We start from the raw sequence: 21134 nt of genomic DNA on the forward strand, positions 1-21134 counted from the left end.
ATTAAAGTCTTTACTATCGCCACTTAAAAAGTAGTGATAGTGAATCAATTATTAAACAATCATACCAGCAAAAAGTTCTAAATAGTTTAATCCGGTCATTTTATGACAGAATTGTGTTAATAAACTACGCGAACCTTAATCGTTTCTTTTACCTCTTTTAATAATTTCAAAGCAGTCGTGGAAAGTTTTCGATCAACATCAAGTACTACATAACCTATTTCCTCATTGGTTTTCAGGTATTGAGCAACGATATTGATCTTATTCTTAGAAAGTTGTGTATTGATAGCCGAAAGTACACCCGGCACGTTTCTGTGAATATGCAGAATCCGGTGGGTTCCTTCCTGAGGGGGTAAACTGAGTGACGGAACGGTATGTGAACCGCTGGTAATTCCTTTTTCCAGGAATTGGTAGAGTTTATTACTCACATCGTCCCCGATATTCATTTGTGCTTCTTCTGTTGAACCACCGATATGCGGTGTTAAAATCACATTCGGCAGGTTTTGAAGCGGTGTAGTAAACTGGTCGCCGTTCTTTTCAGGCTCCCAGGGATAAACATCAATCGCCGCACCACCCAGCGCCCCTTCTTTAAGAGATTTCGCTAAGGCTTCCAAATCAACGACTTCACCTCGTGCATAGTTGATCAGAATACTTCCGGGCTTAAAATGTTTGAGAATATTTTTATTGATAAGATTTTTAGTAGTGTCGTTTTCAGGAACGTGCAAAGTAATTATATCGGCAGTACTCACCACGTCTTTAATCGTTTTTCGTGCTACTGCATTTCCCAGGGGCAATTTCGTAACAGCATCGTAAAAAACGACTTTCATACCGAATGCTTCAGCCAGGATACTCACCTGTGTTCCGATGTTTCCATAGCCGATAATGCCTAAAGTTTTACCTCTCAGTTCAAAGCTGCCTTTGGCATCTTTCATCCAGACACCTTCATGTGCAGCCTTATTTTTATCAATGATTTTTCTGATCAGCATGATGGAAGAGCCGATCACCAGTTCAGCTACAGAACGGGTATTAGAGTAGGGAGCATTTAAAACAACCACTCCTTTTTTAGTAGCCGCCGTTAAATCAACCTGATTAACGCCTATACAAAAACAGCCGATTGCCTGAAGCTTGGTGGCAGCTTCCAAAACTTTTGCAGAGATAGTCGTTTTAGAACGAATACCTAACAGGTGTACGTCCTTAATTTCTTTTATTAACTGTTCTTCCGTTAAGGCTCCACTCAATTTTTTAACCGATGTATAGCCTGCATCTTTAAAAAATTTCACCGCTTTATCACTAATATTTTCCAATAAAAGAATATTTACCTTCTCTTTTGGATAACTGGTGTGTTTAAGGTCACTCATAATTCAAGTGGTGTTCGTTACAATTTAAGCATGGTTTTTGGAAGCAATCGGTAGTTGAAGCCGCAAAGATAGGGCATTGTAAATAGATTGCGAAGGTATAATTTGTTACAGGTATTATTCATTTTTATACCTGTTTTTTTTAACTTATTTGTAAATTTGTGACCCAATAAAATGTAAACCTTTGAAAAAAGTATTCCTGAGCCTTAGTTTGGCTTTTTTGATATATTCCTGTGGAAGTAACCAGCAGCAAGGAGCACCCATCGAACCGGCTGATATTGAAGACGCTGTTCTCGAGCCTATTCACGTCACCGAAACCTATAAAGAACAAATTGACATTATAGATTCTCTTACCCGTAAAACCCTTCAACGACAAAATAACGGAGCCTTTCTGATTGCCAAAAACGGTAACATCATTTTCGAAAAATACGTTGGTACTACCCAACCCAGAAAAGGTAAAGACAGTATTAATGCACATACACCCTTTCATATCGCCTCGGTTTCTAAAACGTTAACCGCCGGCGCAATCCTACAACTCGTTCAGGAAGGCAAACTTGAACTGAAAGACGCAGTTCAGCAGTATTTACCCAGCTTTCCCTCCAGTACAGCTACCGTTGAATCTCTTTTAAACCACCGGAGCGGTTTACCCACCTACGATCATTTCATGGAGAACTACGGTTGGAATACCGGTGAGTTTGTAAATAACCAGGATATACTTGACTTCCTTGCCAAAAACCATCATCAGATAGGTATCCGTACTGCCAATAAAGGCTTTGCCTACTCTAATACCAACTATGCTTTGCTGGCACTGATTATTGAAAAAGTAAGCGGTTCCTCCTACCCCGACTATATGCAGAAAAAGATTTTTGAACCACTGCAAATGAATGACACTTATGTTTTTCAACATAAAGATTCTGCCCGCCATATCCCTTCCTATTATGCCAATGGAAGATTGTATAAATTTGACTATCTTGATTATGTTTATGGGGATAAAAATATTTACAGTACGGTACGGGATTTATTGAAATGGGACCAGGCTTTAAAAAACGGTTTCATTAATGATTCATTGTTAAACAAAGCTTACTCCCCTTATAGTTTTGAAAAACCAGGTACCCTGAATTATGGTTTGGGGTGGAGAATGAAAGATTTTTCCAATAAAAAACGTATTATTTATCACAACGGATGGTGGCACGGAAATCGTGCAGCTTTATATCGTTGCCTCGACGAAGATGTTACCCTGATTGCTTTGTCGAATAACAACTATTCGGGTGTATATGAAATCAGAGTGATTGCCGATATTTTCGGAGAATATTATCAGGGTGGTAAATACCTTGTCAGCGAAGATGAATAATGCAACGCCCATATTAACCGCCAGTGATATGAAAGATTGGGATAGCTACACGATGAACGCCCAATCGATCACAAGCCTTCAATTAATGGAACAGGCCGCTCAGGCAGTTACGAATTGGATCATTCTACAGTATAGTACTCAACATCACTTCTGTATCTTCTGTGGTACGGGAAACAATGGCGGCGACGGCTTTGCGATAGCACGTCAATTACGCTATCAGGGTTTTCAGGTAACCGTTTATCTGATAGGAAATACCGATGCGCTTACGGAAGATGCCAAAGTAAATTATGAACGTTTATCCGGCATTAAACCAATCGAAAAAAGCAGTGATTTTCCTCACTTTGCCGATAACACTATTATTGTAGATGCCATTCTGGGAATCGGAAGCAACCGGCCCCTCGCCGGTATCTACCTTGAATTGGTTACTTACTTAAATCAAAGCAGTTTTCCTGTTGTATCCGTTGATATACCGAGCGGTTGGTATGCAGACCTGCATCAGTTTGCTGATAATGCCGTAAGAGCCCATCATACATTAACGTTCGGTACTTACAAGCAAAGTTTTTTATTTCCAGAATCTGAAAAATTTACCGGTGATATTACGGTGTTGGATATTGGTTTATCAACAGATTTTAAGCCTGATACTGTTACTAATTATTTTTGGTCGGATACAAGTTTGATTCAAACTATTTTGCAACCTATCCGGCAGTTCTCTCACAAAGGTACGCATGGCCATGCAGGTTTGATTGCAGGATCAGAAGGTATGATGGGTGCCGCAGTATTAGCCTGTCGTGCAAGCATGAGAACAGGAGCCGGTAAAACCACCGGTATTATCCCTTCTTCGCAATTTTCAGTAATACATCAAACTACTCCTGAAGTACTGGTAAAAGATGTATTGACCTTTTCAGAAGAAAATGAATTTCAGGCAATCGGTATCGGTTCGGGTTTAGGAATCAATGACCGGTCGTTGTCTCTTCTAAAAAAAGCTTTAAACAGCCATAAACCATTGGTGATAGATGCAGACGCCATCCATTTAATCACCTCTTTAAATGATGTACATTTCCATGCAGATACTATTCTGACACCACACGTTAAAGAAGCCAAGAAATTAACCGGTGACGCATACAATAGTCTTCACTTATTGGCACAATGCCTCGATTATTGTAAAACGAATAAGGTTACGCTGGTATTAAAAGGAAAATTTACACGGGTAATTGATAAAGAGGGAAATGTGTTCTTTAATACTACCGGCAATCCGGGAATGGCATCGGCCGGCATGGGCGATGTTCTAACAGGTATTATCACTTCGTTGGCTGCACAAGGCTATAACGGACTTGACGCGGCTTTAATCGGTGTTTACTGGCACGGATATGCTGCTGATATTGCAGCAGAATCACTTGGTTACCCCAGCCTGATTGCCAGTGATGTTATTGAGCAGCTGGGAGCTGCTTATCTTCAAATGAAAATTTCATATTAAGTTCATTTACACTTAATATTGAGTTAATACGCTGACATTAGATTTGTGTTCCAAACATGCAATGGAGAGTTTTTCATCCAAATTCAGCGTAGGAGTGCTCTGCACTCCTTTTTTATTTTACCGGTTGCCCATCAGGGAGTGGTATGATACAAAGACGGTAATTTATCTCCTAAAATAAATTTCGGTTCATTACAAAATCTGATAAAGTCATTTGCCGAAGCATGCCCCACAGGAGGTGTCCAGTAACTATCAGCCCTGTTAGCCCAGAATAAAACGTAAGCAATTTTTGCACTCGAAGTATTGATCACTGTCAGTAGTTTTTTGGTAAACCAGTCTGCTTGTGTAATGTTCAACAAGCCTGTTTCAGTAAAAGCTGCCAGCTTATTGTTCTTTTCTGCATATTCACTCACCAGATTTAACCTGAACACTGCCAGATTGATATTTCCGTCGGCAGACAGATCATAGTAATTATCCATTCCTACCAGATCAACATATTCATTTCCCGGAAAGCGTTCGAGCAATTGTGTTTCAGTATTGAAGTTTCTGTCGGGAGACCAGGCGTATAAAATATTATGTACCTCTAAACTGTCTCTGAGATAGGTAACCGTAAAGCGAAACAGTTCTTTATATTCATCAATTGTGCAATGCGACTTGCCCCACCAGAACCAATCTCCGTCAAATTCATGAAAAGGCCTGAAGATAAAAGGGGCAAGTTTTCCGTCTTTTGCAATCAATGATTTTGCAAAATCAGCAATGGTATTCAAGTCTGCTTTAAACGCATCATGCTTCGATCCGCCCGGTAAAATTTCACTAACGGCTTTAGTGGGCGACGACTCCCAGTAAAAGCTACCCAAGGTAACCGGATTGTGATAATGCCATGCAAAAGTGTTGATGAACCCACGTTCATAAGCATCAATTGCCAGTAAACGCGCAGAACTTTCTTCATAATCAAACCATACATTTGACTCCGGACTGGTGATATGCATAAAATCGCTTCCGATTACGGTAGGAAATTTTCCGGTAACGCTATAAATATCTGAGCGGTTGGCATTAAAAGTACTACCGTATTCATTTGCCCATCCGAATCCTCTTTTAGTAGCATCCTGTTGGCCAACAAATACTTTAGTACGCGATTGTTTAAAAAGATTCAGAAAAAGATTCACGGTTTCTGTAGTAGCTTTCTGGTCAACCATACCGGCTTTCAAAACCTCTATTGGAGGAATCACTATTTCATCAACGGGGTCATCCTCCTTCTTTGCAGTATTTTTTTTACACGATAATATCAGTAATGCGAATAAACAAAAGCAGGAGATATATTTTTTGAACATATTTCTACTATTTAAATGAACTAAAAAACAGATGGCTTACAATTGAGTAAGCCATCCGTTTATAAAAAACCATCAAGAAATGATTGCCTATTTAATGAAGAGCAGATTATCCATATACACCAGTTCGCCCGTACCTCTCACCTGCATTACAATGCTATTTACAGAACTGTTTCCTGCATTTTTAGCTGCCTGTAACGGAATCTTATAATAATTCCAACGATTAGCAACCACGGTAATAGTTTGGATATCAAACCAGTTCAGTTTAACATCAAAGTTGATGTCTTTTGTACCACCGTATACATAGAAACTGAGAAAAGAATATCCTGAAATATTAATTGCAGGGTTATTATCAGTTACCAATTGAATAGCTCCCCAGTCGTTATTTCTCATATCACATTTATAGGAATAATCACCGATCAATACTCTTTCAGTAGAAGTAGTATAGGTTCCGCCCCATCCCCAGTCATATATTTTTGAATTATCCATTGCCTCATCCCAGATGATATAATGGTTAGGGAAATTGGTAAAAGTAATATCCGGTTCTCTTGTACCTGAGCTATTCGTAAAAGACAGTTTCGTATAATCTACGCTGGCAGCAGGCATCTGAATGGAAATATTTTTTCTGGTTTGTGACAAAATAGTTGCCTCCTGATTAGAAGCCAGCAATTTTACACTGTGTACATCATCGAAATTGTTACCGGTGAAATTGATAACGGTACCTTCTTCGAAATCATATTTATCTGCAGATGCAATATTCGGTAGAGCAATTACAGAAAAAGGAATGGAAGAGGTTTTACCGTCTTTACCTGTAAAAACGATTTTCTGCAAACCTCCGAATGCCGTATCCGGAACACGTAATAAAACGGTGTTGTTCGTAACAAAAGCCGGGTTTACAAATGCCGGAACATCCTGATTATCGAAATGAACACTGGCGATATCCTTTAAACCGTCACCGGTCAGTGCTATTACTTCTCCTCCGGGGCCTTCCGTAGGAGTAACGGTGTTAATGGTTAACGGGCCGTCAGAATCTTGTTTACAAGCCATCCATCCTGTGCTTAGCAGCAGGAAGGCTAATAATATATTGGGTTGAAAAATCTTTTTCATAATGATTAGCATTTAAAAACTAATAATAAGGAACCGGTGCTTCATTTAATTTCGGATTCTGTACTGTTTCTGATAAAGGAATCGGTAAGAACAATCCGCCACCTGGTAAATTCAATGTTACTGCTAATGGGTTTAAGTCGCCGTTATCAGCATAATGGCCTCTGTTTTGCGCTTCAATGATCTGTTTAGCCCGTGCGAGTCCCTGACGTTGAATATCAAACCAGTAATCACCCTCAAAAGCGAACTCCATTCTTCTTTCATGTAAGATATCCTCTAATGTAATTACAGATTTATCCATCAGTTGTGCTCTTCCGCGAACTGCATTAAAAGCATCCAGCGCAGAGATATCAGCAGTTGAAGCGTTATTACCTAATACTGCCTCAGCATAAATTAACAATACATCAGCATACCTTAAAATATGAGTACCGATCTGTGTTTTTTGAGCTAATACAGGCTCTGATTCACTGCCGGGTCCTACTACATATTTGGTAACGCTGGTTCTGGTAGGTGTTCTATGTCCTATCGGAGCCGGCTCATCCACATCGTAACGATAACCGTTCGCCATAAACTGGTTGAACTCAGGATTTCCTTCACGGGTTGGTTTCCATGCCGGATAAATATCTCCGTGTTGCATGATTGACCAGCGTTTACGCATATCCCCGCTTTCATAAGCAGCTAAGATATCGAGTGAAGGCATTACAGATGACCAGCCGTCACCGGTCATTAATAAGTTAGACGGTGCGATATAAGCCTGCATAGAGTTTTGAGAACCCCATTCGTTAGAAATCACCCATTGTAAAGAGAAAAGTGATTCTTTATTATTATTACTGGCAGAGCTGGAGAACATGCTGAAATAATCGTCCACCAAACCATATTTATCAGAATCTATTACTTCTTTTGACTTAATTTTTGCCTGTTCGTAATTTTTCTGATAGAGGTATAATTTAGCCATCATTCCTTTTGCAGAGAAAGTAGTAACGCGTCCTTTTGCGGCATTATCAGGAAGATTATTTTCAGCAAAAATGAAATCTTCCAGAGCAAATCTCAGTACATCTGCCTGAGGTGCTTTCGGAATCTGAAATTCTCCTGATTGTGCGATTTCTGAAGGATCTGTCAGCAAAGGTGCATCTCCCCAGATTCTGGCAATATAAAAATATCCAACCCCTCTGATAAACCTTGCTTCTGCAATACCCAGATCAAGGATGGCAGCATCACCACCTACTGCTTTCTTATCTTCGAAGGCTTTGATCAATACATTGGCCCAACCAACGATTTTAAAGAAAGAATTCCATGCTTCAGACAAACGTGAATCTGTAGCCGTGATGGTAATATTCATATAAGGTGCATAAGCAGGGTCTCCGGTATACATATTTCCCGATAACACCTCTCCTATACTATGTAATGCTTTATCGTTAAAATCAAACCATGGAAAGCCATACAATACACCGGTAGCACCTTGTACCTGTTCAAGTGTATTGTAGAAATTATCTAAAGTGGGACTATCCAGAGATGGTCGATCCAAAAAGTCTTTGCTACATCCAAAGTTGAATATCAATAGCAAAATGATGATATATAAATTAGTTTTTTTCATTTTCTTGAGCTTTAAGCGTTTGAATTTAGAATTCAATATTGGCTCCGATTGTAATTGTTCTTGGATTCGGATACTTACCGTTGTCTACGTTCATTAAGGTGATGCTCTTATTGAAAGCACCTAATTCCGGATCAAATCCTGAATACTTAGTGAAAGTGTATAAGTTTTGAGCAGCTAAATAAACTCTGGCTCTTTGAATAAACACTTTACGCGTTAATGACTCAGGTAATTGATAACCGATACTTAATGTTTGAATTCTCAAATAAGATCCGTCTTCAATAAATCTATCAGAAACCGCTCTGTTGTTTGGATTCGACTGTGTGAATCTTGGAATATCACTATTCGGATTATCCGGCGTCCATCGGTCAAACGCAGTAGTGAGCTGGTTGAAATAGAAATTATTCAGAGACTCGGTGCTTCTTCTCAGATAGTTAAGAATTTTTGCGCCATGGCTACCTTGCAGGAATAAGGTAACGTCAAAGTTTTTATAGCTGAAATTATTAGTAAACCCGTAAGTGAATTTCGGATGCGGGCTACCAATAGCTGTCATATCATTTGCATCGATTACTCCGTCATTGTTAAGATCCTGGTACAATACATCTCCTAACCAGGTACCGCTTTGAGAAACGGTTTGACCAAATTGAATAGGTGCCCTGTTCAGGTCTTCCATTGTTCTGATAATACCATTCGTTTTCAATCCATAAAACTGTCCTACCTGTGCACCCGGAACTGTATGTGTTACTAACACTGTAGCGTATTCAACTCTTCCGTCGATAGATGAATTTTCATTAATCAGTTCGTTCAACTCATTTTTATAGTGAGAGAAAATAAGGGTTGAGTTCCAGTTAAAGTCTTTTTTCTTAACGATATGTGCGTTAATGGCCAGATCTACCCCGGTATTAGTCATTTTACCGGCATTTACCACCGGAGCCAATACATCGTTCCAGTTAGTTCCTAAACCTGTGAAACGGGGTGCAGAACTAAACAGCAACATATCTGAAGTAATTTTCTGATATACATCGAGGTTGATGGTAAGTCTGTTTTGGAGGAAGCTGATATCAATACCGGCATTTGAAGAAATAACGCTTTCCCATCCTAAATCAGCACGGCCGATATTTCTCAGGAAGCTACCCATTCCGAATCCGGTTTGCATAATACGTACATTTGATGCAAATGGTGGAGAAGCTGCTCCTGCAGGCTGATTCTGATTACCTACGATACCATATCCAACACGTAATTTCAGGTAATCAATTTTTGAATTTGCCATGAATGCCTCGTTCGAAACCGTCCAACCAACACTTACAGAAGGGAAAGTACCCCATCTGTTCTGAGGACCGAAGTTGGAAGAACCGTCTCTTCTGATGGTACCTGTAATACTATATTTATCGTCGTAAGTGTAACTTAAACGGCCAAAATAAGATTCGTTTGCAGCGTGGCCTTTACCACCACTCAGGTTCTGATTTTCAGCATCACCCGCATTTAAGGCAATCAATCCGTTCGTTACTAAATTATAACGTTGTCCCTGAATAAAGTCATAATTAGACTGCCAGGCTTCGTGTCCTGCCGTAAAATCAATTCTATGTACATCGGCAAAAACATCATTATAATTCAAATACGATTTAAATACCCAGAAAAAGCTGTTGTTTCTGTTCTCTAATAAAGTACTCTGGCTGTTTACAGTAGTTCCGATTACATAAGTAGGTTGGAAAGCCATATTATTAGTTAACTGAAAATCATATCCTAATTCATTTCTGAAATTTATTTTTTTACTGATCTGCAAGTCACCGTAAATATTACCAAACACTTTTGTTTGTTGTGAATTTACCTGACGCAACATCGCTTTTGCAACCGGGTTATCCTGGAAGAACTGGATATTACCGATTGTGGTAGGTCCGCCCCATGATCCATCCAGGTTTCTTACCGGAATTGCCGGAGATTGAATCAAACCTACTGAAACGGTACCATCGTGTTCATCGGCCAGTGTCAGCTTTTGGTTAGAGCGGGTAGCATTGATGCTTACACCGGCTTTGAACCATGACTTCACCTGCTGATCGATGTTCATACGCATTGAATAACGTTTGAAAGCAGAACCGATAATAATACCCCTTTGATCATAATAGTTACCAGAGAAATAATAAGTGGTTTTATTTTGGCCACCTGAAAAACTTAACTGATGATTTTGTGTAATACCGGTTTGGAAAATTTCATCCTGCCAATCCGTTCCTTTTCCAAGATAATCAGGAAATGCAAACTCTCCGGGAGGTGTTTGATTATTTTCGGACATTACCTCGCTGCTATATTTAGCATATTGTTTAAGATCCATTATATCCAATCGTTTAGGAACATTGGCTGTTCCCACAAAAACGTCGTAATTGATCTTACCTTCTCCCATTTTTCCTTTTTTAGTAGTAATCAATACTACACCGTTAGCACCGAGAGAACCGTAAATAGCCTGTGCAGAAGCGTCTTTTAAGATATCAATCGATTCAATATCGTTAGGGTTTAAGGTAGCCAGTACAGAGTTGCTGTTTTGACCGGCGCCGCCGCCTAACATATCATAAGAAATACTCGAAGTTGAAGTAAGAATAGGCACACCATCTACTACATATAAAGGCTCATTACCATTTACCGAGGTAATACCCCTGATACGCACACTAACACCACCACCCGGCTGTCCACCGTTAGAAGTAACGGTTACACCCGCCACTTTACCTTGCAAAGCAAGATCAACACCTGCTACCGGAAGGTTTTTAATGTCACGTTCGCCTACAGACGAAATAGAGCTGTTAATATCTGCTCTTCTCTTTTGTCCGTAACCGATCACTACTACGTCATCAAGACTGGAAGCTTCAAGGTCAAGTGTTATAATGTAATTAGTTTTTTGATCTATAGGAATCTCAACAGATTTCATTCCTACATAAGATACTACAAGAAATTTGTCAGCGGGGGAAACATTAAATCTGAAAGTACCTTTTTCATCGGTGAGCGTGACCGCTTTTTTTCCTTTTATACCTATAGAGGCACTAGAGAGGGGGGAACCTTCCTGATTGGTTACGACTCCTGTGATTACTCGTTCCTGAGCATAAGATAAGGTCACAAAAAAAGTCGCAAATACCATCAGGCAAAGCCGTAAGATGATATGCTTTCTCATATTGCAAGTTTGTTTGGTCAAATATATTCAAGAGGTAAAATATTACCATGTACTATTTTATCCTATCCTCATACTTTTTTAAATGCAACAAGTTGCATAAACTTTAAAACCTTGTTACATAAACGTTTTCAAAAAAAATATCAGTAACTAACATATGTATTTTTTTTACCTAAAATGATATAATTTTAAATCGTTTTAGTAATCATATGAAAAGAAAAGTAAAAGAAGTGGTGCGTGAAATCACCCCACTCACTCAACAAGACTGCTTTACCATATTCAGTAGAACCAAAGACGGGTTCGACTTTCCCTTGCATTACCATGAAGAGTTTGAACTGAATTATATTGAAAATGCACAAGGTGCACAACGCGTAGTAGGTGATCATTTAGAAACCATTGAAAACCGTGAACTGGTGTTGATCGGACCGTTAGTACACCATGCCTGGTTTAATGCGCAATGCCGTCAAAAAAATATTAAAGAAATCACGATACAGTTTCATAAAGATTTATTTGAGGATAAGTTCTTAAACAAAAACCAACTTAGTTTTTTAAAGTCGATGTTGTTACTATCGGGTAGAGGAATTGCTTTTTCACCGGAAACCATACAGCAGGTAGCTCCTCGAATTAACAACCTCAATAAAAAAAACGGGTTCGACTCTGTACTTGAACTCATGAGTATATTACATGATTTATCTATTTCACGTAATATGCGTATCTTATCTGATACCAATTTTTTAAAACCGGTAGATCAGTATCACAGTACCCGTATAGACAGAACCTTTGACTTTATGACGAAAAACCTCGACAAAGAAATTTCTTTAAAAGAAGTAGCCAAGCTGGCGAATATGACAGAAGTTTCTTTCAGCAGATTTTTTAAACAAAAAACCGGTTCTACTTTTATTGAGTCATTAAATGATATACGAATCAGCCAGGCTGCGCGGATGCTGATTGAAACAGCACAAACCGTTAGTGAAATTGCCTATGCCTGTGGCTTTAATAATATGTCGAACTTCAACAGAACTTTTAAAAGAAAAAAAGGTTGCTCGCCGAAAGAATTCAGAATGAACTATTCGGGCAGGAGAATTTTCATCTGATACAGGGTTTAATTAACTACCCGGCGATCAACTATTCATGAAAGTTTTTTCAACAGAAACAGTCAGTCAACTCAGACAATATTCGTATAGCGATACTTAAAGGTTTTTTAACGAATGAATGTCCCATTTTTACAAGTTTTTTACCTGAGAAAGTTGCATCTTGCATACAAAAAGAAACAATAGCCATGTTTAAACACAACTCTGTAAGCCTCAAAAAGTATGTAAGTACCGTATTTCTTTTATCTGCCACACTCCTCTCCTTTTCCCAAACTCAACATAATGAAGAATTACAGAAAATGGCGGATGCAGACCAGCAATCAAGAATGGTAGCCAATATCAATTGGTCTGTATTAAACAGAGAAGATAGCCTCAGACGTGTAAGGGTTTTTGAATTGATCAAAGACGGGCAACTTCGCACCGGTAAAGATTATCTGAATGCCGGAATTATTTTTCAACACGGTAATGATACGCTTGCTTCCGGAATGGCAGTACAAAGTTTTGAGAAGGCATTACAATTAGACAGTTCGCTGAACAGATGGTGGTATGCTGCAGCGGTAGACAGAGATCTGATGAGGAAAGGTCAACCACAGGTATACGGAACGCAGTTTATAAAAAATCAACAAACCAATGGAAAGTTTCTTCGATATACCATTGACACTACAAAAGTGACCGATACCGAAAGAAAATATTACGGCGTTGAAACACTGGCAGAACAAGCTGAGAAAGAAAGAGCGATGAATCTTAAATCAGTTTCAGGTTATTATGCAGACAATAAAAATATAAATTCTACTATTGAGTTAATAAAGCAGGAATATAAAAATGGAAAACATTCAGACTACGATGTTTCAGAAGAAAAGATAAACAGTTTCGGCTACGAATTACTTAATAATAAAAAAATGACTGAGGCTTTACTGGTGTTTGAACTGAATACACAACTTTATCCGAAAGGCTTCAATACGTTCGACAGTTATGGAGAAGCATTGATGTTGGCCAATCAGAAAAAGAAAGCACTTAAAGCTTATAAACAATCACTCAAATTAAATCCGGAAAACGAAAACGCCAGAAAAATATTACAAAAAGACAAGTAAATGATCAGACCTGTTTTTTACGAAAAAGACTGTTTCAATGAAACAGTCTTTTTTAATGGGTTAGTTAGTATATATCTTATTATAAGTCAAAAATCAATTGTTCTTCTCTGTCTTCAATAACTATATTTCTGATAAAATTATCATACTCTCCATCATCATCATCGTGTGAAGAGTAAGTTCCGTATGAGTCAATAGAATAACCGATAATACCGTCTTTGGTTTCTATCAGATAAAGAATGGATGAATCATCCGGATTCGAATCACCTTCAAAGCGATAAGTTTTAATAATTTTCAGGTCTTCCGGAGAATAAAACACATTACTATCTCCTATTGTAAACTTATTATTCTTTAAGGTGAACTCCTTGTCAAGTTGTCTTTGGCGAAGTTTTTCTAAAACCTCCAACAAAGTAGTCATATGTCCAGTTGCCATAATAGAATAGGTTTGTTATATATGCAATTCAAACACTATGCCATGGAAACGATTAATATTAAACTGATTGTTAAGACTTTTCCCTTCTTTTAAAGCTAGGTTTATTTTTAAAATATTTCCTGAATGCCGCAGCAAAAGTAAATTTACTCTGATAACCTACCATATTGGCAATTTTATTGATTTTGATAGAAGAATGAGAAATTAACACCATAGCTCTTTCCATTCGCAGATATAACAGATATTCAAATATAGAAACGCCATATATTCTCCTGAATCCTGTACGAAGCCTTCTTTCGTTCAAACCTAAATCATTCGCAATCGATTCAATACTGATTTCAGTATGCATCTGATCCTGTAAAATATGTTTAAACAAATAAATTCTGTTAATCTCATGCTCTTTCAATTTACTGGCATGTGGAAACGGCTTACTATTCATCTGACTTAAACATCCTTCCACAATATTCAGCAGCACCTTTTGCTGCATTTCCTGCTGATGTGTATTCTCCAGCAAATGATACAGATTCAGCAGTTTAGGCGTAAAGGTGTATTTTGATATAATATCAGTCTTTGAATTTTTCTGCATTGCCAGGGTAACCGACAGATGCGGGTATTTTATAAAGAAAGAATTTACCATTTCCTCATTCAATGCAATTAATACAAATTTGTATTCGTGATTCGCCTTTGCATTCCAAAGAATACGACCATCTTCCGATCGGAAAAAATAAAATCCACGCTCATACAACTCTATTTCAGACTGGTCTAACCGTCCCTGAAACGTATGAAGTAAATTCACCAGAAGATAAGTGGTATCTGCTTGTAAAGAGATGGTATAGTCTTCTTCTACGCGGTTAAAAAAATGGTATTGTTCGAAGTAACACTCACCAAAATCAGATTTCTGCCATAACAATTTTCCGACTTCAAATTCAAAATACTGTTGATTAGCATCTTGTATTAATAAAGACTGTAATAGTACGGGGATACATGGTTCCGGACTTAATCGACCACATGTTGAGGTTAAAATATTCATCGATAATTGAATTACGGTCAAATTTATACGTTACCGTTATAAAAAAACATGCCCGATTGTGGTAAAAAAACTCATTTTGAGCTAAAGTTTAGGGAATTACTACCCGTTTCAGGCATCATCTAAGTAGAAATGAATATTTATTTTTACAATTTAACCCTTAAATATCATAAAAAAAGAACTCTATACTTTCTCAATTATTTTTTTTTTGAGAAATTGAGCTTCTACTCATTCTCACTATCCTTCTCATGTAAGATTTATAGCAGCTCTCTAGTAAAACACTAGACATAAACCTTTATTATGAGAACACTACAGTTAGAGAAATCTGATATTACTCTTCGAGAAAACCTTCAGGAAACCGAATTCAAGAAAGACTTTGGCGGAAATTGTAAGATGACACTTACGCCATTATTGTCGGCTCATGAAATTCAAATGGTTACCAACTGGCTTTTTGAATCAGTAACAGAAAGTCTTACCACACACCAAAAAACGGTACGTCCCTCTATGGCGCCTACCCCCGAGCGTTCAAAAAGAAATTTCATGATTAAGATGGAGCCCTCTATTCCGGTAGCAAAGGTGCAGATCATAGCGGTACAGGAGGATGTATTTTCGTTACATCAGGATTGTGAAGAAAGTCACCTGATCATCAGACCGGTATTCAATCCTAAATTGCAGCAGAACCCATCATTATACAGCAATGCAGTCAGGATGGCCTGTTTATACAGTTTTACTCATCTGAGAGCGCTGCAGGTATGGATGGAAGTACCTAGTTATCAAAAACCATTTATGACCACCCTGCAAGATGCCGGATTTCAGATTCAATCTGAATTTTTCGCTCAGGCATATCCCATTACCAAATTAACAATGACACTTAAAGAGTTTAAGAAAAGAGAATTCTTTTCTATCTAGAGCCAATATTTACTGCCCCAAAACGCCGGTAATACCGGTGTTTTTTTTAATTGCACCGACTGTTAAGCAAATTCATTGAAAAAATACCCGTCAGGCAGCAAGCTGCTATAGTGTTCATACAATTGCTCCATCCACTTCATCTTACTATCATTGTACTGTAAAAGGATATTAACATCTTCTGCTGATTCTGTAGCTTTTTTGTGAAAGCAAACATTTGCTCATCGCAAACAAATCCATATTACCATCCGGTCTTCTAATAATTTTATCAGAAATATGTTAACATGAATATTAAATAACGTGAAGGGGCGGATATAAGGAACTGAACAGCTATCGGTACCAAATAAAAAATATCGATGGTCCGATTAAACCAATTGGCACATTTTCAGTCAAACAATTAACAGTACAAGTATGAAACAAACCGCTTTATTAACCAATATTTTTCTTTCGGTATTCTTGTTAATTTCCTGCTCAAAAGGTGGTGGCGATAGAACCGTTGATGTGTCACTTGCGTCAATAGCCACTATGACTACTCATACCTTTACCACTACCGATAATGGCCATATAGGATACTGGCTTTACACGCCTGAGAACCCGACAGATAATATGCCGCTAATTATTTATTTGCATGGAGGAAGCGGCCGTGGAAGCGATCTCAGTTTAGTGACCGGGGCCAGTTTACCACAATTTATCCGGGATGGTTCGGTAAAAGATATTCCTGCTTATATATTGATGCCTCAATGTGCGGCAGATAAAACCTGGGAGCAAATAGGTGCCGCTGTCATTGAACTCATGGAGAATATAGCCGTCAGCAAAAAAATCAATACCGATAAAGTTAGTATTACCGGCCACAGTTTCGGGGGGTCCGGTACCTGGAGGCTGGGAGCTACCTATAGTACAAAGTTTAGCTGTATTGCTCCGCTGAGCGGCAGTGTGCCGGCATCCGCAGCTTCGGCTTATTCTGCCATTCCTGTATGGGCATTTGCTGGCGCTAATGATACGATTATTGATCCTTCTTTTAGTATCGCTATTATACCGCTGATTAATAACCTGGGTGGCAATGCACAAATCAAAATTTACGACCATGCCACGCACTTTGAAGTGCCGGAACTCACTTACAAAGACCATTCGGTAAATATTTTAAACTGGATGATCAGTAACTCGCGCCGGTAAGTTTGAAACATTTCTGAACAGTCGGTAACTGTTTTAATTTGAAAAAATCAAAAAAAGGCTTTTGGAGGAACAAATGCATATGAAAAGTTAGTGCAACAAAGCAAAAAAAATAAAATTATTGCATTAGATATTTAAACAATATATAAGTTTCCTATAGTATCTACCCCAAAAATTACAGAGAGAAGCTTACCGGTACCCTTTTCAGTTTTTCTTATCTCAGCATTTTTTACCGCCATCAGAGATACATACGAACAAGTCATTTTGGTGGTAAGAAGTACCGGACTTTTTCTCACTAAAATAATTGCAACAACAACTAATAAACGCAGTTTAACATAAATGGGTTTTCAGAAAATAAGTTGTTGAATCAACTTTTTCCGGCTGAGGGTACTCCTTCTTATTTTACAAAAACTCCGCTTCTTTCAATTGCCTGAAAACTGACTTTTGCCACTTCAAAATATTAAAATAATAAATGATATAATTAGAGAAATATCAGTAGCTAAATGCAAGATGAAAAATCAGGATAGCCGGCTTCATCAATACTATTCAATTGCATCAACAACTAAAAACAGTTTTGGTAAAATAATTTTTTAAGTCTTAGCGAGGCAATCAGATGATTCAAAAAAGAATGAGATGAATTGAAAAATTAATAGAAGATTTACCGCTGCTGCCTGACCAACTCATTATTTTTTTTTCAATATAAGAGCAGGAGGAAAATTAGAAAACAAGGAATGAAATACCTCCGTGTTTATCTTTTTAGAATTGATTATACGGCTACAGAAATGATACAAATGCAATTTTTATGCTATATATATTGTAGCTATACTTTTCCATTTTTATTCAAAAAAAATACATCTTCATGAATGGTTGGTTCCGGGTTCTCCGAAAGGTATAAAATAAAAAAGAGTTCCCTTTTTGGAGGGAACTCAGTGCAGTTGGTTTTGGTTAATTGTATTGAAAAGAGTAAAATTCAAACAATAAAAACACGCATAATTTCGCAGCAGTGCAACCAGAATAATAAGACAACAAATGTTTTAAGGATGCTGCGTCTATTTATAATTTTTTTTTAATCTTTTTGGAGGTACCCATGAGTACCTGATTTTTGCCAATGAATTTCATTTAAACGTGCTTGCTCCTTCAGTATATTTTTTGCATTTGGTCCTTCACAAAAAAGTAAGTCTAAAATCGAGCAGTAAGGAAAAAAATCTAACCGGTCCTGGAACACCTGGCTATAATTGACGGCGTTCGGTAATAATTGCCGGATATTTTTTGGAGCAAAAACATTTCTTAAATCATGACATAATTGCAGTTCACTAGAATTACCCACCTTATTAAATGACTCGGCAGGGTTTGTTAATAGCTCATTTTTGGAAGAAGAAATTTGCATAGTACCGTTCCATTTTAATTGCCTTGACAACCATTTCGAACTCCAACTATTCCACTCAACAAGCGTCTTATATTGTTGCTCAAACAACTGTTTCAATTCTAACTGATAAAATTCGAACCAGGGCGAACGGTTATAGGCACTAATAATAGTTCTCCAATGCAATAGTTGCCAACGTTGACTATTGTCAATTTCAACCATATTATAAGGTATTCTCTGATTGCGTCCATTGATCAATGGAACGCTCAACCTGAGGGGTCCGTTTGCTCCGACGAGGGTATAAGTGTTGCGAAAACTCATTTTTTCGTACCTATCATATATATCAAATTTGATATATGTTTTTTCTGCTAAACCAGCCCAAATAACAACAGGAGCAAAACACTGTAATTCAACTAATTGCATTTTATTTTTTTATATCTCTCTGTAAATTAATGTTTTTTAAAAAATGAATAAAATTTAATTGTAATCAGACATCATATCAGTTCAAATTTTACATAAAACAAAACACATAATAATATGATTAATAATTATATACAATTAAAATGTATACTAATTTTATTAGACTAATGAAATTTCTTTTTTTTAACCGTTTTCTCCCTGTAATACTAATAATATTAGCAGAAGTTTTGCAATTTTCGATCTCCCGGATTTGGCGCTCTTTTCGTTTTTTGGTACTTTGTGCTCATAACGAAACAGACATGAAAAAATGGATATTTCTGGCCCTTCTGCCCTTCCTGATGGTAAGCTGTGCCAAGCCCGAAACCTTCGAATATCTGGGTATTCAATCAATCAAAGTAAAGTCAATGAACTTCTCCGAAGCCAATCTTGAAATCGTCGGAGCCTTCTACAACCCCAACAAATTTCCGGTTCAGTTCAAAGACGCGTCGGTAGACCTTTCAATTAATGGTGTATTTTTAGGACAGTCGAACCTCGACAGTACCATCGTAGTTCCTAAAAAAGATACCTTCCAGTTACCGGTTTTACTAAATGTCAAAATGTCAATGGAGATGATTAATCTCGTAGCAAGATTTATGGGAGGTGAAAAAGAATTCGAAATAGAATTGAAAGGGAAGTCCAAAATCGGCAGGGGTGGATTTTTCATTAACTACCCGATTTATTATAAAGGGCAAGAAAAAATCGACTAAAACTATCTTTTATCAAACCATAAAAAAATGCTTTCACTACCCCGAAACAGGGCAATGAAAGCATTTTTCTTTTATCCGGATTTCCCGGATTTTTTCTATAGCTGTTATTTTCTTTTCTTCCAACTGCTATTTCGCGTACACATATTATTGCTTCTCACATTATCTATGATTCAATCGATTGCAAAAAACTGCAAATAGTAAATACAGATTTTGCAAAATAACGCATATCATATTTTACAATGTGTTGCTTTTTATACATTTTTTAAAGCCGGTTTCTTTACACAGATCATTTATCAGGACTTAAAAAATATTTCTTTTTGCTGGTAGCAGTAACTTTTTGAATCAGCTAATCTGACCTTTTCAGTTCAATTTTTGAACACTCTTTTTTGATCTTCTCCCAGCATTTCCGGGTCACTTTTCACTGTAAAACAATTGGGTTTTATGAACAGACTTTTCTTACCATATAATTAATTATCACAATATCAAAGTAACTTATCAGGTGTATTTCCGTCATCAAAAAACCGGTATTCTGAATACTTTTTGTGTCATTTTTCAGGGCTTCTGACCGCTGGTTTCTCTTCATTTTTTGGCATCGCAAATTTATCTAGTTCAGATATTTCAACACATCCTCCACTTTATATTTTGGACTTCTCTGCATCCACATATTAAAAAAAGCCGTATGTGTTGCTCCCATTAAAATGAAAACCCGGTCATTTTTTCCCAGTTCAATCTGGTTCAGATTTGAGTACATCACCATGTTTCTGTGGTAAAATTTTGTTGCTTCTTCTGCTCCTTCAGCGTTCCCTTCTGACGAAATATGCAGCAGCATATCGGCATTTATATTCAATAAAACATCGAGATAAAGTGGATTATTCGCCAGCTGCAAATGCTCCAGAACGGTTAATTTGTCTTCAGGATACTGTTTTTCGAGTTCATCCAGCAGCTTCATATAACGATAATAAGTGTTATGGTCTTTACCATTTTTTACGTTTCTGGCAATTCCATAGTTGTAACCTTGCTTGTAATCTACCCCATAAATTCGGGTCGTTCCTGATAAACGACCTACTTCGTAGGCAAGTAATTCTATTTCTGAAGGGTGTTCAAATTTCATTTTTGGGTTTTTCAGGTACTGCTGATATTGCTCCTGAAGCGTCTTGTTGTCTTCCGGAAGTGTCTCTACAATAATCACGGTAGGCTTAAATGCAGCTATTTTTTGTGCAACTTCGTGCACCAGTTGCACATTCTTTTGATCGTGTTCGTCAAACTCTGTGGTACTGGCGTCGGGCGTGTAGCCCATATGAAAGGTTCCCATGTTTAATACCGCAATGGCATCAGGAAACTTTGTACTAATACTCGAATCGATCTTTTGGGCATTCGTAACAGTACTGGCCAGTAAGATGGCAGCAGAAAATAATATCGCTTTCATATTCTTTATTTTTTTACTGCAAATGTTCTGAAAGCCAGACGCTGTAAAAAAGTTTATCGACCAACCCCTGTGTTTTATCTACTAATCCCTGGGCATGTAATGGGCTAAATTTTTACTTT

The 21134-nt window shown here is 37.7% G+C and carries 16 protein-coding genes; 7 read left to right on the forward strand and 9 right to left on the reverse strand.

The genetic code is table 11. The annotated features are described in order from the left end of the window. Window positions 1–116: 116 nt before the first annotated feature. Window positions 117–1355 carry a phosphoglycerate dehydrogenase gene (gene serA, locus D9O48_RS05010; RefSeq protein ID WP_126971255.1) on the reverse strand — a complete coding sequence of 413 codons (1239 nt, stop codon included), beginning with the start codon at window positions 1353–1355 and terminating at the stop codon, window positions 117–119. A gap of 181 nt (window positions 1356–1536) precedes the next feature. Here serA and D9O48_RS05015 point away from each other — a divergent pair, with 181 nt between their 5' ends. Together D9O48_RS05015 and D9O48_RS05020 are read left to right on the forward strand one after the other, a co-directional pair. After that, window positions 1537–2703: a serine hydrolase domain-containing protein gene (locus tag D9O48_RS05015; RefSeq protein WP_158624817.1), complete on the forward strand. Its 1167-nt coding sequence runs from the start codon at window positions 1537–1539 to the stop codon at window positions 2701–2703. Then, window positions 2642–4177 (forward strand): NAD(P)H-hydrate dehydratase, encoded by a 1536-nt coding sequence (locus tag D9O48_RS05020; protein ID WP_158624818.1) that lies wholly within the window; start codon window positions 2642–2644, stop codon window positions 4175–4177. Before D9O48_RS05015 ends, D9O48_RS05020 begins: the two co-directional genes overlap by 62 nt. A gap of 131 nt (window positions 4178–4308) precedes the next feature. Here D9O48_RS05020 and D9O48_RS05025 read toward each other — a convergent pair whose 3' ends face one another. The 4 genes from D9O48_RS05025 to D9O48_RS05040 form a co-directional block, all read right to left on the reverse strand. Further along, window positions 4309–5505 carry a glycoside hydrolase family 26 protein gene (locus tag D9O48_RS05025; protein WP_199750502.1) on the reverse strand — a complete coding sequence of 399 codons (1197 nt, stop codon included), beginning with the start codon at window positions 5503–5505 and terminating at the stop codon, window positions 4309–4311. Between the two features lie 87 nt (window positions 5506–5592). Then, complete coding sequence (locus D9O48_RS05030; RefSeq protein ID WP_158624819.1) at window positions 5593–6609, reverse strand: IPT/TIG domain-containing protein; 1017 nt, start codon at window positions 6607–6609, stop codon at window positions 5593–5595. A 19-nt stretch (window positions 6610–6628) separates the two neighbouring features. Beyond that, on the reverse strand, window positions 6629–8200 hold the full coding sequence (locus D9O48_RS05035; protein ID WP_126971263.1) for a RagB/SusD family nutrient uptake outer membrane protein: 1572 nt from the start codon (window positions 8198–8200) through the stop codon (window positions 6629–6631). Window positions 8201–8225: 25 nt separating this feature from the next. Continuing rightward, window positions 8226–11351 carry a SusC/RagA family TonB-linked outer membrane protein gene (locus D9O48_RS05040; protein ID WP_126971265.1) on the reverse strand — a complete coding sequence of 1042 codons (3126 nt, stop codon included), beginning with the start codon at window positions 11349–11351 and terminating at the stop codon, window positions 8226–8228. Between the two features lie 206 nt (window positions 11352–11557). On the opposite strand from D9O48_RS05040, the gene D9O48_RS05045 reads away from it, so the two are divergent. Both D9O48_RS05045 and D9O48_RS05050 read left to right on the forward strand, forming a co-directional pair. Next, a complete protein-coding gene (locus D9O48_RS05045) occupies window positions 11558–12442 on the forward strand; it encodes an AraC family transcriptional regulator (protein ID WP_126971267.1) in 885 nt (294 codons plus the stop codon). A gap of 185 nt (window positions 12443–12627) precedes the next feature. Continuing rightward, the gene (locus D9O48_RS05050) at window positions 12628–13530 is read left to right on the forward strand and encodes a tetratricopeptide repeat protein (protein ID WP_126971269.1); all 903 of its coding nucleotides are present in this window, start codon (window positions 12628–12630) and stop codon (window positions 13528–13530) included. A 79-nt stretch (window positions 13531–13609) separates the two neighbouring features. Here D9O48_RS05050 and D9O48_RS05055 read toward each other — a convergent pair whose 3' ends face one another. Beyond that, window positions 13610–13960, reverse strand: a complete 351-nt coding sequence (locus D9O48_RS05055) for a hypothetical protein (protein ID WP_126971271.1) — start codon at window positions 13958–13960, stop codon at window positions 13610–13612. A 70-nt stretch (window positions 13961–14030) separates the two neighbouring features. Further along, window positions 14031–14987, reverse strand: coding sequence for an AraC family transcriptional regulator (locus D9O48_RS05060; protein WP_126971273.1), 957 nt, complete (start codon window positions 14985–14987; stop codon window positions 14031–14033). Between the two features lie 297 nt (window positions 14988–15284). Between D9O48_RS05060 and D9O48_RS05065 the strand changes: the two genes are divergently transcribed. Then, window positions 15285–15893, forward strand: a complete 609-nt coding sequence (locus D9O48_RS05065) for a hypothetical protein (protein WP_126971275.1) — start codon at window positions 15285–15287, stop codon at window positions 15891–15893. Between the two features lie 408 nt (window positions 15894–16301). Further along, on the forward strand, window positions 16302–17063 hold the full coding sequence (locus D9O48_RS05070; RefSeq protein WP_126971276.1) for a carboxylesterase family protein: 762 nt from the start codon (window positions 16302–16304) through the stop codon (window positions 17061–17063). 1063 nt (window positions 17064–18126) lie between these two features. Here the strand turns inward: D9O48_RS05070 and D9O48_RS05075 are convergent. Continuing rightward, a complete protein-coding gene (locus D9O48_RS05075) occupies window positions 18127–18744 on the reverse strand; it encodes a WbqC family protein (protein ID WP_158624820.1) in 618 nt (205 codons plus the stop codon). A gap of 398 nt (window positions 18745–19142) precedes the next feature. Here D9O48_RS05075 and D9O48_RS05080 point away from each other — a divergent pair, with 398 nt between their 5' ends. Continuing rightward, window positions 19143–19589 (forward strand): LEA type 2 family protein, encoded by a 447-nt coding sequence (locus D9O48_RS05080; protein ID WP_158624821.1) that lies wholly within the window; start codon window positions 19143–19145, stop codon window positions 19587–19589. Between the two features lie 604 nt (window positions 19590–20193). On the opposite strand, the gene D9O48_RS05085 is transcribed toward D9O48_RS05080, so the two are convergent. Beyond that, window positions 20194–21015, reverse strand: a complete 822-nt coding sequence (locus D9O48_RS05085; protein WP_126971282.1) for a DUF5694 domain-containing protein — start codon at window positions 21013–21015, stop codon at window positions 20194–20196. Between the last annotated feature and the right edge of the window lie 119 nt (window positions 21016–21134).

The organism is Gynurincola endophyticus, from assembly GCF_003991195.1.
Lineage (GTDB): Bacteria > Bacteroidota > Bacteroidia > Chitinophagales > Chitinophagaceae > Gynurincola > Gynurincola endophyticus.

Coding starts and splice junctions, on each gene's coding strand:
- serA (WP_126971255.1), bottom strand. CDS start 1,355: ATGAGTGACCTTAAACACACCAGTTATCCAAAAGAGAAGGTAAATATT.
- D9O48_RS05025 (WP_199750502.1), bottom strand. CDS start 5,505: ATGTTCAAAAAATATATCTCCTGCTTTTGTTTATTCGCATTACTGATA.
- D9O48_RS05030 (WP_158624819.1), bottom strand. CDS start 6,609: ATGAAAAAGATTTTTCAACCCAATATATTATTAGCCTTCCTGCTGCTA.
- D9O48_RS05035 (WP_126971263.1), bottom strand. CDS start 8,200: ATGAAAAAAACTAATTTATATATCATCATTTTGCTATTGATATTCAAC.
- D9O48_RS05040 (WP_126971265.1), bottom strand. CDS start 11,351: ATGAGAAAGCATATCATCTTACGGCTTTGCCTGATGGTATTTGCGACT.
- D9O48_RS05045 (WP_126971267.1), top strand. CDS start 11,558: ATGAAAAGAAAAGTAAAAGAAGTGGTGCGTGAAATCACCCCACTCACT.
- D9O48_RS05050 (WP_126971269.1), top strand. CDS start 12,628: ATGTTTAAACACAACTCTGTAAGCCTCAAAAAGTATGTAAGTACCGTA.
- D9O48_RS05055 (WP_126971271.1), bottom strand. CDS start 13,960: ATGGCAACTGGACATATGACTACTTTGTTGGAGGTTTTAGAAAAACTT.
- D9O48_RS05060 (WP_126971273.1), bottom strand. CDS start 14,987: ATGAATATTTTAACCTCAACATGTGGTCGATTAAGTCCGGAACCATGT.
- D9O48_RS05065 (WP_126971275.1), top strand. CDS start 15,285: ATGAGAACACTACAGTTAGAGAAATCTGATATTACTCTTCGAGAAAAC.
- D9O48_RS05070 (WP_126971276.1), top strand. CDS start 16,302: ATGAAACAAACCGCTTTATTAACCAATATTTTTCTTTCGGTATTCTTG.
- D9O48_RS05075 (WP_158624820.1), bottom strand. CDS start 18,744: ATGAGTTTTCGCAACACTTATACCCTCGTCGGAGCAAACGGACCCCTC.
- D9O48_RS05080 (WP_158624821.1), top strand. CDS start 19,143: ATGAAAAAATGGATATTTCTGGCCCTTCTGCCCTTCCTGATGGTAAGC.
- D9O48_RS05085 (WP_126971282.1), bottom strand. CDS start 21,015: ATGAAAGCGATATTATTTTCTGCTGCCATCTTACTGGCCAGTACTGTT.